The sequence below is a fragment of the Lacibacter sp. H375 genome (assembly GCF_037892425.1).
Lineage (GTDB): Bacteria > Bacteroidota > Bacteroidia > Chitinophagales > Chitinophagaceae > Lacibacter.
In genome coordinates this window covers 147614-161058 of sequence record NZ_JBBKTT010000002.1, presented here as the reverse complement: position 1 = coordinate 161058, position 13445 = coordinate 147614, and the positions used below count along the sequence as shown (strand labels likewise).

At 40.2% G+C, this 13445-nt stretch carries 8 protein-coding genes; 2 read left to right on the top strand and 6 right to left on the bottom strand.

What is annotated here, in order from left to right; translation table 11 throughout:
- Positions 1 to 3: 3 nt before the first annotated feature.
- Positions 4 to 729 (bottom strand): hypothetical protein, encoded by a 726-nt coding sequence (locus WG954_RS21195; protein WP_340439101.1) that lies wholly within the window; start codon positions 727 to 729, stop codon positions 4 to 6.
- Between the two features lie 167 nt (positions 730 to 896).
- On the opposite strand from WG954_RS21195, the gene WG954_RS21190 reads away from it, so the two are divergent.
- Positions 897 to 1346: a YHS domain-containing (seleno)protein gene (locus tag WG954_RS21190; RefSeq protein WP_340439099.1), complete on the top strand. Its 450-nt coding sequence runs from the start codon at positions 897 to 899 to the stop codon at positions 1344 to 1346.
- A gap of 80 nt (positions 1347 to 1426) precedes the next feature.
- Positions 1427 to 2773 (top strand): GH1 family beta-glucosidase, encoded by a 1347-nt coding sequence (locus tag WG954_RS21185; RefSeq protein ID WP_340439098.1) that lies wholly within the window; start codon positions 1427 to 1429, stop codon positions 2771 to 2773.
- A gap of 15 nt (positions 2774 to 2788) precedes the next feature.
- Here WG954_RS21185 and galA read toward each other — a convergent pair whose 3' ends face one another.
- From galA to WG954_RS21160, 5 genes are all read right to left on the bottom strand, one after another.
- On the bottom strand, positions 2789 to 6190 hold the full coding sequence (gene galA / locus WG954_RS21180) for a beta-galactosidase GalA (RefSeq protein WP_340439096.1): 3402 nt from the start codon (positions 6188 to 6190) through the stop codon (positions 2789 to 2791).
- A 219-nt stretch (positions 6191 to 6409) separates the two neighbouring features.
- Complete coding sequence (locus WG954_RS21175) at positions 6410 to 7456, bottom strand: glycoside hydrolase family 53 protein (protein WP_340439095.1); 1047 nt, start codon at positions 7454 to 7456, stop codon at positions 6410 to 6412.
- A gap of 88 nt (positions 7457 to 7544) precedes the next feature.
- Positions 7545 to 8282, bottom strand: a complete 738-nt coding sequence (locus tag WG954_RS21170) for a GDSL-type esterase/lipase family protein (RefSeq protein ID WP_340439093.1) — start codon at positions 8280 to 8282, stop codon at positions 7545 to 7547.
- A gap of 255 nt (positions 8283 to 8537) precedes the next feature.
- Positions 8538 to 10064: a RagB/SusD family nutrient uptake outer membrane protein gene (locus tag WG954_RS21165; protein ID WP_340439092.1), complete on the bottom strand. Its 1527-nt coding sequence runs from the start codon at positions 10062 to 10064 to the stop codon at positions 8538 to 8540.
- 18 nt (positions 10065 to 10082) lie between these two features.
- Positions 10083 to 13184, bottom strand: coding sequence for a SusC/RagA family TonB-linked outer membrane protein (locus WG954_RS21160; protein ID WP_340439091.1), 3102 nt, complete (start codon positions 13182 to 13184; stop codon positions 10083 to 10085).
- Between the last annotated feature and the right edge of the window lie 261 nt (positions 13185 to 13445).

Sequence of the window (13445 nt, the reverse complement as noted above, 5' to 3'; positions counted from 1 at the left end):
GTTTTAAAAATGATATGCAACACCAATGCCGCCGTTGTTCGCTTTGTTGCGGAAACGATCAACATCTTCTGGAACTGTTTGTTTTACATTGGTTGTTTTGTATTCAACAAACATGAATTGATAAACGCCTTTCACACTCCAGCGCTTGTTTAAATGATAGTAGAGGAAGAATTCTGAATTAAGCGAACCAAGATCAAGATCACCGGTGAGTAAGAGATTAAAAGGAACAGGCTTTGCTTCAGGTTCAGTTGTTGTTGCTCCGTTGCTGATGAAAATAGCGCTGCCGGTTCTTCCTACTGTAAAACCGATGAGATCAATATTAAAACCTGCATATAATTTCCTGCTGATATGATAACCAAAATTTGCAGACAGGTTCAATGAGTTGGTGAGCGGACGTTGTACAGTGAGCGTATCCCAGTTCTCTGTTTTTTGTTCTGATACCACAACAATGAATGGCACACTTGATCCACGTGCCACATCAGCAGGTGCTGTCCAGAAATCTTTTTTCACACCAAAATATGCGGTGTTGCGTACGCCAAGTCCCAATTCAAATTTTCTTTTCTCTCCCACACGCCAATTATATACATAGGAAGCGGCGAGTGTTTGTTGCGATGCTCCGATGGTTGCAGTAAAATCTGCAAAGCGATTGGTGCGTGGCAATTCTTTTACTTCCTGTGCTGATACAGAAGTACTGATAAATGCAACTAAGATGACAGATGTCCATTTCATAATAACCGTATTAACGTAAAACAAAACTAAATGCAAGTAGAAACCCGATTTGTCCTGATACTGACATTGCTACAGAAATCAGCGTTAAAATTGTTTAACGGATTTGTTGTAAGCTGCACGACCTTTTGCACACTCCTCATCTTTTAGCTTTGTTCAAATTCTTAAAGATGAAAAAACTAGTTCTGTTTACACTACTTACGATCTTTTCGACTGCACAGATGAATGCACAGCAAAAACAGATATTCACAAAAAACAATATTGCTGTGAATGGCTATGATGTGGTTGCTTACTTTACCCAGAGTAAACCGGTAAAAGGGAATGATGAACATACTGTAACCTGGAAAGAGGCCAAATGGCTTTTTTCCACAAGTGAACATGCCTCGTTGTTTAAAGCCAATCCCGAAAAATATGCTCCACAATATGGCGGGCATTGTGCCTACGGCTGTTCACGTGGTTACAAAGTAAAATCAGATCCTGATGCATGGAGTATTGTGAACGGTAAACTCTATCTCAACTATAATAAGGAAGTAAGTGAACTGTGGAAGAAAGATACTGAGAACTATATTAAAAGAGCAGATGCAGCATGGGAATCAATAAAGGACAATGAACCGAAGTAGAAAACTTGCAGGGGTTTTGGTAAACTTCATTTGTTAACATTCAGTTCACCTACAAACCACAGCTTTGTAAAAATCAATTTTTGCACTTACCCTCCTCCTCTTCGTTTGGAAAAGATTTTCTATGGGGTGTGGCTATTGCGGCTGCACAAAATGAAGGTGCATGGAATGTCGATGGACGTGGTCCTTCTATCTGGGATGTATTTGCACGACGACAAGGAAAGATAAAAGGCAGCGCCAAGCCAACAGAGAATTGCGATTTTTATCATCGTTATAAAGATGATCTCCTGCTTGTAAAAGCACTTGGCTTTAATGTATTCCGCTTTTCATTTTCCTGGAGCCGCATTTTTCCTGAAGGGACAGGTAAAGTAAATAAAGAAGGTGTTGCTTTCTATCATCGTATGATCGATGAATGTTTGCAATTAGGTTTAACGCCATTCGCAACACTTTATCATTGGGATCTTCCACAAGCATTACAAAAAGAAGGCGGCTGGACAAGCGTGCACATGCAGAAATGGTTTACACGTTATGCAACATTCTGTGCAGAAGAATTCGGAGACAAAGTAAAGCACTGGATCGTCCTTAACGAACCAATGGGTTTTACTTCACTTGGATATATGCTTGGCAAACATGCACCAGGCAAAACAGGCTTGGAACATTTTTTTCCTGCGATTCATAATGCGGTACTTGCCCAGGCTGAAGGTGGAAGGATTTTGCGTAAACGTGTTCGGGATGCTGTCATCGGAACAAGCTTTTCGTGCAGCGAAGTTGTGCCGTTCACAACTAAAAGAGAAGATACAGAAGCAGCTAAACGTTTGGATATTTTACTCAACCGTTTATTCATTGAACCAACGCTTGGACGGAATTATCCAAACGAAGATTTTCCGTTGATCGATAAGCTGCATCTTAAAACAAAAGCGTGGCGATATACTGAACGGATGCAGTTCGATTTTGATTTTATTGGTTTGCAGAATTATTTCTCTGTAACAGTAAAACACAATTCACTTATTCCATACATACAGGCAAGTGAAGTGCCTGCCAAAACAAGAAAAGCACCACATACATCACTGGGCTGGGAAATGAATCCTGATTCATTTTATCGTTTATTGAAACGTTACTGGAACTATGGCAGCGTAAAATCAATTATTGTTACCGAGAACGGAGCATGTTTTAAAGACACACTGAAGAATGGTTCTGTTCATGATACAGAACGGATCGGATATTTCAAACAATACCTCACTGCCGTGTATAAAGCCAAACAGGAAGGCGTTAAGATACAAGGCTATTTAGCGTGGACACTCATGGATAACTTTGAATGGAATGAAGGTTTTAACGCAAGGTTCGGTTTAATACATGTTGATTTCAACACACAGCTCCGCACTATTAAAGACAGTGGCTATTGGTGGAGAGATTTTTTACTTGCCAAATAAGTGAATAGTCATCGATTATTTCTTCAGATACTTCTTGCTCATTTCATCGTAAAGCAGCAAATACTTATTTGATTTACCATCTCTATCGAAGAACTGTTCCCATGTACTGAGCGGCTCCCAAATACAGGTGCCCTTTCCTTTTCCATTTGGCAGACTGAATGCAATTTTATTTACTTCTTCTTTCAACGCTGAATATTCTACCACAATCACATCTTTGTTATAACGGCGAACAAGATCATTCAGATTATTTTCAAGATCAGCTAATGTGCCATGCCATTTAGGGTAATACGACTGACCGATGACATCAAAATGTACACCACGTGCAAGCATGTTATCAATAAAGAAAACAGATTCATTGTTTTGTCCGCCAAGTGCAACATGCAACATCATTTGTGTTGTTGGTTCAACCGCTTTTACAGCAGCTGTACCTGCACAAAGTAATTGTGCCAGCTGATCAATATTTGCCACATTTCCATCGGGCCATACAATACCATGATTGATCTCATTGCCCACCTGCACCATATCAGGTGTTGTGCCCTGTGCTTTTAGTTCCTCCATCACCATCTTGGTATAATCGTACAAGGCTTGCTTCAACTCTTCAAACGAAAGACCTTTCCATGCAGCAGGTTTATATTGCTTACCGGGATCGGCCCAGTAATCGCTGTAATGAAAATCGAGTAACAGTTTTAAACCGGCCGCTTTTACTCGCTTCGCCATTTGCTTGGTATAATTAAGATCGCAAAAACCTTTCTTTGGTGAATAGCCGCTGTCTTGTGCAGGATCATGAAAGATGCGTAAACGCACATAGTTGATACCATGGTCTTTGATGATCTCAATTGCATCTTTTGTTACGCCTTTATCAGAGAATTTGACTCCTCTTGCTTCCAGCTCAGGTAAAAAAGAAATATCAGCACCCATCATTTGATCAACCGCTCTTGGTTTCGCCGCTTCGCCTTTCAGTTTAAACTTTTCATCAATGGTTACAACACTTGCTTTTGCAGGATCAACAGTGATCACATCGGTTGAACCGGTAAATAAATTATTTGCACTTGCTTCTACTTTTAAAATGCCTGCCTTGGTTCCAGCTTGAATAATCACCTGGCATTTACCATTAAACAAACTGCGTTGCCATGCGCCATCAGCACATTTATCTGCTTCGTGACTGCTGGGATCACCATTGCCGACACCAATGATTTTTGCATCACCTTCAATTTTGAATTTGATAAGATTATCAGCAACCGGCACTTCACGACCTTCACGATCAACAACTGAGACATTCATCACCGTTATATCTTTACCATCAGCCAGCATCGTTGTTTTATAAGGCGTCAACACCACTTCAACCGGCACACCCGTTGTTTCCACTTTTGATGTAAGCTTTCTTCCTTTTTTATACGCAACTGCTTCCAGTTTACCCGGTTCAAATTCTACTTTCCATTGTAAGTGACCATTGCGTGGCATGTCTTTCTTGCCTAAACTTTTTCCATTCAGGAACAATTCAACATCATCAGCATTGCTATTCACCCACACATCAATTTGTTTTTTCGGTTGTCCCCACTCGTTACGATGATTCCAGTGCGGAGAAATATGCAATACATCTTTATCTGTCCACCAGCTTTGATAGTAGTAGTAAATATTTTTTGGAAAGCCACACACATCCATGATACCAAAATGCGAATTGATATTCGGCCATTTGAATGGAGTTGGTTCACCACGATAATCAAAACCTGTCCAGATAAAACCACCGAGCCAGTAATCATTCGTAGCAGCTAACTTCCACCATTCTTCTGCACGACTTGCCCACCACGGTGCAGTAATATCCTGATCGGGTAAGTATCCACGGATAGAATCTTTTACTAACTCACCACGTGTGGTTACAGTGCTTCCCATCTCTGTACCGATAATTGGTTGATTGGGATGATCTTTATGATAATCTGCAACTGCAAATTGACGGTAGTTGAAACTGCGAACAGGAATTACTTCGTTCACGCCTTTATATACATTCGCCAGATCAGCAGCATACGTGCTGGTGCGTGTAGGATCGAGTTGTTTTAATTTACTGATGAACGTTTCTGCAATCCGCTTTCCATGTGATGTTGTATGGATCCAGCCCTCTTCGTTACCAATGCTCCACATAAATACAGAAGTGCGGCTGCGGTCCCGTTTCACCAAACGTTCAAACTGATCCATGTATTCTGCACCACTGTTAAGCAAGCGTTGTTCATCCATTACCAGCATACCCAAACTATCACATGCATCCAGCAACTCGGGTGTTGGCGCATTATGACTCGTACGATATGCATTTGATCCAAATTCTTTCAACAAACCAATGCGATAATATTGCAGGTAATCGGGCAATGCACTTCCGACACCTGCATGATCCTGGTGGTTGTTTGTACCAAATATCTTTACATGCTTTCCGTTTAAGAAAACACCGTTGGGTTTAATTTCAATGGTTCGGAAACCAAAACGAAGTTTCTTGCTATCCACCACCACTCCATTTTGTTTTAACTCCACTACTACACGATAGAGATAAGGATTCTCTAATGACCATAATGTTGGATTAACCACATTAATGATCTGTTTCATTGTCTTCTCTTCATTTGTATTGATTGCAAGTGCTGTTTCTTTTGCAGCACCGATCTTTACACCAGCTCTGTCAGTTAAATAAGTATTGATGGAATAATTCCCGGCAGCGGCATATTCATTAGCCACTGTTGTTTCTACGTTGAGTGTTGCGTTGTTACCATTGATGTTTGCATATGCAAATACGCCGTCAGTTGCTATATGCGTGTTGGGATAACTGTTGAGCCATACATGGCGATAGATACCGGCACCTTCGTAAAACCAACCTTCGTATTGTGTTGCATCAACACGAACAACAATCACATTGTTACGATCGTAATTCAGAAAATCAGTTACATCATAATTCACACCTACATAACCACTCTTGTTATTGCCGAGATAAAATCCATTGATCCATACATTGGCATCACGAAAAATCCCATCAAATTGCAATTGAAAACGACGGCCAGAATCTGCTTTCGCAACATTGAATTGTTTACGATACCAACCGATGCTTGTTGCAGGAAATAATCCACCCACCGGTTTGTAACCATGACTCTCCACATCAAAATTATCTACATAAGCAAAAGGTAATTCAACAGCCCAATCATGTGGCAGGTTAAGTGTGCGCCAGCTACTGTCGTTAAACCGTGCATCGATGGCTGTGCCTGCAGCACCACCTGATTTCGAAAAGATGGTTTTAATGCTGTAGTTGAAATCTTTTTCAGGATTTGCTGCATGACCAAATGCAAATTTCCAGTTGTTATCGATGTTGATCTGTTTGCGTTGTGCAAAAGAGCAAATACATAAAAGCATTGTTGCTGCAAAAAATGCAAGTTGTTTCTGTTTCATTCTATATTCTTTCCTGCTTATCCGAAATTGATCTTCGGTAAATAAGCTGTTTTCATAATACTACTTTTCTAACCCTTGTAAAAGTATTGCTGTTAACCGGATATAGCTAAAAATTTCCTCCGTAGAAACGGAGGAAATTATTTAAAAACTACTGATATGAATAAATGATATCAGTCTCCTGATGCTGGTAACGGCACATATTATCTTTTTTAAGGAACCCTAATTTTTAAATGCATCCATGGCAACAGTTGGTTTACCATTGTTATCAAAAGCACCAAGTGTATATCCTTTCCATCCGCCATACGCTTGCGGCTCCCAGTACAACACACCCAGGCCTTTCTTATTGGTTACTGATTTTACTTTAGCAATCAGATCGGTGATGAATAGTTTACATTCGGTAGCACTATCCCACGGCATGCCAACTTCCACCACCATCACTTCTTTATTGTAAAGTGCAACCATATCATTCATATTATTCAGACATTGTTGATTGGCACTTGCCCAACCCGCTGCAACGTAAGAAGGATATAACGACATACCGATCACATCAAACTTTGCACCGTTACTGATGAGTCCGCCAATGTTCCAGCGGAACAAAGAGTTATCCCAACCATTTGATACATGCACGATCACTTTTGCAGAAGCAAAAACTGCTTTCACGGCATCGTAACCTGCAGTTACCAATTGTGCATAATTGCTCATACTCGTTGATGCTCTTCCTTCGGGCCACAACATGCCATTATTTGTTTCGTTACCAACCTGCACCCACTCCGGTGTTACACCTGCCGTTTTTAATTGTGTCAACACATCAGTTGTATGTTGCGCCAATGCATTTTTCATATCTGTAAAACTCATAGCAGACCATGCAGCTGGCTTTGTCTGTTTACCGGGATCGGCCCAATTATCACTGTAATGAAAATCGATCATTACACGCATGCCAAGATTTTTTGCACGCACTGCTTTTGCTACAACATCCGCTGCATTGTTCCATGCCGGACTTGGATTTACCCACACACGCAAACGAATGGTATTCACGCCAAGTGATTTCATCAATGCAATACCTTCTGTTTCCACACCTGCTGCATTGTAAAACTTTTTACCTGCTGCTTCCATTTCAGTGATCCAACCAACATCAGCCCCTTTAGCAAAATCTGTTTGCATTACAGGTGTTTCAGGTGTTGGGGCAATGGGTTTCTTTTTCTGACAACCACCTGAGGCAACAATGGCAAAGATGTACAATGCAGTTATAAAACATAATTTACCCATAGAAGTTGTTGATTTTATAAGAATCATTTTTGTTGCGGTTACGTGGCACAATTTGTTAACAGTTTCTGCATATAAATCCTTTCCTGAATTAGTTTACATAGCTTGCTACAACATTCACCCAAAGCTTATATCCCTCTTCTGTTAAATGAACGCCATCATTTGTCAAGTCTTTTTTTATCAGATCGTTTTCATCTGCAAAAAACGAATGAAGGTCAATCAAAGAATATGTTTCAGAACCAGCATTACTCTTCAGTTTATCATTTACCGCTTTAATTTTTAAAATTAATCTCTGATGGGATGTAGGCAGAATCGTTTGTATAAACAGTTTAGTCCGCGGCGATTGTTTATGAATTGCCGCAGCAATTTTAATATTGTTATTGGCTATGTACTCATCGCTCAAAGATTCATTGAATATATCATTAATGCCGATCAGTATAAAAACTGCTGTTGGCTTGTAAAAATACAGTTCGCCTAATCTCATTAAGACACCATCTGTAACATCTCCGGCAATGCCACGATTTTTTACTTTAGGATTAGTGAAACGCTTGCCCCATTCACCTCCAAGTTCAGTGAGACTATTGCCAATAAAAACAATATCCCCCAACTCAAGGGGATGCTTTTTAAATTCTTTAATCATTTCCGGGTAATGTCCCCTGGTCCAATCAGAATGATAAGAAATAACTAAATCCGGAGATGGATACAAACTATCAATTACCTGAGATCCCATCACTGCAGACTTGTTTTGCGCTAACTGTTTTGATGAATTACTGCAACCGTTATGAATAAATGTGCTTATTAAAAAAACGAAGATTATGACCTTTTGCATTTTAAAAATGATTGATTAATAATTAAACGTAAATGCTTTATCAGTGGCGGCGCATGACCGTTACAAGCAAAGCAGTCGAAGAGACAGCCTCGCATGAACCTCGTTGTCTATTGGCTCAGCATCCTGCACTCAACCGCTTGTTGCTTTATTGCCAGAATACTTAATCATATTCATAAAAAAGTGATCTCAAGTTTTAAAAAACGGGAGTTGCTTTAGAAGACAACTCCCATGTTTGCAAAAGCAATATTTTGATTTTTAGTACCCGATCGTTTGTGCCATTCCCAGATCACGCATATATTGAGGAACCGGAAAAAGACCACCAGCTGTACCCGCAGGTTTGCCAACAGCGTTCAGTCGTTGGTTCCATTTACCCATTCTCACCAAATCAATTCTTCTTTGACCTTCAAAATAAAATTCCCATGCCCGCTCCTTTAAAATTGCATCCCTGAATGCATCTTTTGAAGATATATCAGCACCACTGATATCGGCAATACCAGCGCGACGACGTACATCATTTACAAAACTTTGCGCTTCGCCATTTGGTCCTGCCTGTTCATTGATTGCTTCCGCCAACATTAATTTCACGTCTGCATATCGGCATACGGGTATATCGTTTCCTGAAAAGGCCGCAGGATCATCATCAGGATATTTTGCAATAACAGGTCCACGCATACCACCCGCACGTGTAATCGAATAACCTGCCGGAAAACCACTGCTGTTTACGGCATCATAACGATCAAGCAACAATGTTCTTCTTTTATCTAATGGATCAAATGAATCATAAAATGACCATGTCGCCGTGAACGCACCGGGCCACGCCCATCCACCGGTTTTTCTTCCTCCAACTGATGTTATATTTCCCGGAAAATCGTTAGGAAAACAATAGTATGACCAGGCATTCATATTGCCAAGTTTTTCACTCCCATCGGCAGTCGGGTCACATGTAATAGCCCAGATCGTTTCTGAATTTTTTTCCGTAGCAGTTTTAAACAAACTTGCATAATCATTTACCAAATTATATCCCAGCGGTAAAATTTCACGTGCAGCTTGTTCGGCTTTCTGCCATTCCTTTTCGTTAAGATATAGCCTTGTCAAAAATGTCAATGCACAGCCTTTGTTAAATCGTCCATACTCTTCAGGATTAACCGGAAGATTATCTGCAGCAAATCGTAGGTCACCTGCAATAATGCCAACGTAATTTACTCTGGCGGGTCTGGTTAAATCTTTCTCTGCATCCGTTCCAATTTTTGAAGCATCAGTTATAACAGGAACCGGCCCGTACATTGTCAATAAATAATACATGATAATTCCTCTTGCTGCTTTTACTTCAGCAGATAACTGCTTTTTCACCGCTTCATTGATGGCGGATTTTTCAATATCATCAATTATTTTAGTGTACTTGGTAATGAAGCGGATTTTCTCTAAATGATTTCTATCGCTGCCCAGGGTTTTCATGAAATTGAAATCAGGTTTGCTGAACCCGTCAAAAAAACCACCCCATTCAGGGAAATGAGCAATAAGGTCGGTTGGATAATCATTTAAAAAAATATTGGAATATTCAACTCCAAAAAAAAGATTTCCTGAAACTCCACCAACATCACCATAGTAACCCCATTTTGAACCAAACAATTTATAAACTCCTGTTGTAAGCAATTTAAAATCGGCTTCCGTTTTTGGGAAATTGGTCGGGTTTAAAGAACCGAAAATTTTAGCATCCAATCCTTTTTTGCAACTGCTCAACAGTATGCAAAAAAAAGTACCGAGTAAGACTATCTTTTTCATTTTATCAGGTTTAAAGAATTAGAAATTGGCTTTTATACCAAGTGAATAAGTTGTTGCCATTGGATAAGGAGCCGGGCCACCTTTCACACCAAAAGCCTGTACTTCAGGATCTGCAATACGATAGTTGGTAATTATAAATGGATTTTGCACATCGGCATACAATCGCAGGTTATTAAAATACCGATTAACAACAGACTGGTTGAACGTATAACCGAGCGTTATATTCCGGCAGCGAATAAAATCAGTTTTTTCCAATCTTGTATCAACACTTGCAGCCAGTCCTAATGCAAATTCATCATATGCCACACCCGGTAAAGTACCAGATGGGTTAGTGGTTGACCAAACATTTTTTATCTCCTGAATACCGCTTTGATTACCTGAAATAAAACCAGCAGGTGTTGCCCATGATACCAGGTTATTGTATCCCCATGCACCGACTTGACCGTAGAATAAAAAAGCTAAATCAAATTGTTTGTATTTAATATTGTTTCCAAAGCCAATGGTAAATTTGGGATCAGCATTGTATCTTACAATATCAGCCTTATCAAGTTTTTTATCACCGTTGACATCCACAAACTTTGGAGCACCCGGCTTTTGTGCATTTGCCGGCTGCCACGCAGGAGCAACTTCTCCAATTTGTAAAATGCCGCTTGTTTGAAAAACATAAATTGAATTCACCGGATCTTTTAGCTGGCCACCTTGTGGTATCACCTCAAATGGAAATCTTTCTTCATGTTTATACAATACATGAGAAACATTGATACTACTTGTCCACTTAAAATCTTTCGTATCAATGTTACCTGTGCTGAGAGATACTTCCCAACCTGTTCTTACTCTGTGGGCACCGTTTACCGGCTGTGTTCCCAAAAAACTAAGCGGCGCTGTACTTGCATTGGTAATCAGCCTTGTAATATCATCCCTGAACCAGTCGAAAGAACCGTTGATCCTGTCTTTAAGCAATCCAAAATCAAGACCGATATTTTTATTGATTGTTTTTGGCCACTGCAGTTCAGGATGGTCCAGCGATGCTAATGCATATGGTATAATCTGTCTGCTCCCACTGTTAAAAGAAACCAATGAATTGTCAGGAATATAATTTGCGTATGCATAACCTGAAGCGTCACCTGTAACGCCAATGCTTGCACGGAGTTTCAACAGGCTCACGTAAGAATTATTTTTCAGGAACGACTCATTCGATACTTTCCAGGCAACAGAGGCAGATGGGAACGGTGCATATTTATTTTGTGGAAAAAAGTTATTGAAGCCATCGTAGCGGTAGATCAGCTGCAACACATACTTATCGAGTAAATCAAAAGTTGCACGGGCAAAGTATGAACGTGTTTTGGTAAGAAACTTATACGAGCTTACCGTTACAGCACCTGATCCTGCAAAAAGATTGGAGGTACCAATTGCATCGAGCATATCAGCACTGGCAGATCCAAATCCGTAACCACTGTTTCCATACTGTCCAACACCCGTAACAGCATCAAAATTCAATTTATTATCCAGCAACTTTTTTTTGTAAGTAAGTGTTGCTTCCACAGTCGTAATGTCACGTTTTGCTTCATTAAGCGATGCTCTTGCCCTGTTCAATTGAAAATAAAAAGTAGTGGACGGGACAAAAAAATCTCTTGCAGAACTTTCACTGTTATTACCAAATAGCAACCTGCCAGTCAGTTCATTACCAATAATTTTAACTTCGAGCGAGGCCGTGGCATTCAACGATGTATAATCTGTTTTATCGCTGATGTCTAATAACGATACCGGATTACCGGTTGTTTGAAAAACACTGTATTTACCATTTGCATCATACAAAGGAATACTCCTGGGGTATGCAACTGCGGCCTGTAATGCGCCAAAGCCCTGTGTGCCGGAACCACCATTTTGCCAGCCGGCTGTAGAATTTTTAAAACTGGCTTTTGATCCGCTAATATTTGTATTGAGCGACAGGAATTTATTCAGATGAAAAGTCAGGTTCACTCTTCCTGTATATCTTTTAAGGCCAGATTGGCGCATAGTGCCTTCCTGATTAAAATAATTTGCAGAGAAAAAATATACAGCCTTTTCAGTTCCACCACTAACACTCAGGTTGTGATTATCAATTGAACCATTTCTTAATACAAGACCAAGCCAGTCTGTGCCAGATCCTGCATTTTGAATTTCAGCTGTACTGTACTTTGGCATAAACCCTGAAGCTGCATTTGAACCAAACGGCATTTGATTTTTATCAATCAAATATTTGTCTTTCGTCAACTGATTATAATAATTCATGTAATCAGCCGCATCCAACGGTTTCAGGTATTTGTTATTTTTTACAAATGATCTGCTTCCATCATAGCTTACGGACAACCTTCCTGATTTGCCTTTTTTTGTTGTGATTAAAACGACACCATTGGAAGCATTGACACCATAAATAGCAGCACTTGCGTCTTTCAAAAACTCGATTGATTCTATATCATCAGGATTAAGTCCTGCAAAACCGCCACGTCTTACACCATTCAATTCATTGGCAATTCCGCTGTTTCCAGGTTCAAGTTCTGCAAACGGTGTTACCACACCATCAATTATCACCAATGGTGCGCCTCTTCCCCTAATTGAAATATTAATATTTCCCCCCGGCTCTGCGCTTCTCTGAACAGCCTGTACGCCAGCAGCACGTCCAAAAACAAGTTGGGCTACAGAACTGTTAGCAGCTTGCGGAACAGATTTAGCATCAATTTTTGAAATGGAGGTCGTAAGATTTTTTCTTGCAGTAGTTCCATATCCAACCACCACCACCTCATTCATCATTGATGTGGCCTGGTTCATGCTGGCATTTACAATTAATGATGGGCCTACTCGTATTTCTTCTGCCTGGAATCCCGAGGAAGTGAATATTAAGATGTCAGCAACAGAAGCGACGATCCTATACTCTCCTTTTTCATTGGTGGTTACACCCGACCTGGATTTACCTTTTACAACCACGGTTGCTTTTGGGATCGGATTATTTGCTGTATCCGTCACTGTTCCTGCTACTGTATTCTGCGCCGAGGCAGAAGCGGAACAAAGCAACAAAGAAAGGATGCACAAAAGTTTTAGCGAAATGCGTAATGACCATTTTTTTATGGATTTTTTTAGCATACAGAACTTTTAATTGTTAATAATGGTGATGAAGAATACATCATATCTGGTGCTTCATCGATAGATTACAGTAGCAAATTTTTCTTGCTTTGCTGTTAGCGATCCCAGTCCCGAAGGCCTTATAACGCAAAAGCATCCAGTGCCGGAAATAAAAGCATCCGCTTTTGGAGTAGCGTCAATGACCATCAATGAAGATTGTGTTCATTGCGGGATGTACCGAAGGCGGGAGAAGAACAAGGCCTTATTGGCTCAATCGTTTTT

Coding starts and splice junctions, on each gene's coding strand:
- WG954_RS21165 (WP_340439092.1), bottom strand. CDS start 10,064: ATGAAAAAGATAGTCTTACTCGGTACTTTTTTTTGCATACTGTTGAGC.
- WG954_RS21195 (WP_340439101.1), bottom strand. CDS start 729: ATGAAATGGACATCTGTCATCTTAGTTGCATTTATCAGTACTTCTGTA.
- galA (WP_340439096.1), bottom strand. CDS start 6,190: ATGAAACAGAAACAACTTGCATTTTTTGCAGCAACAATGCTTTTATGT.
- WG954_RS21170 (WP_340439093.1), bottom strand. CDS start 8,282: ATGCAAAAGGTCATAATCTTCGTTTTTTTAATAAGCACATTTATTCAT.
- WG954_RS21160 (WP_340439091.1), bottom strand. CDS start 13,184: ATGCTAAAAAAATCCATAAAAAAATGGTCATTACGCATTTCGCTAAAA.
- WG954_RS21175 (WP_340439095.1), bottom strand. CDS start 7,456: ATGGGTAAATTATGTTTTATAACTGCATTGTACATCTTTGCCATTGTT.
- WG954_RS21190 (WP_340439099.1), top strand. CDS start 897: ATGAAAAAACTAGTTCTGTTTACACTACTTACGATCTTTTCGACTGCA.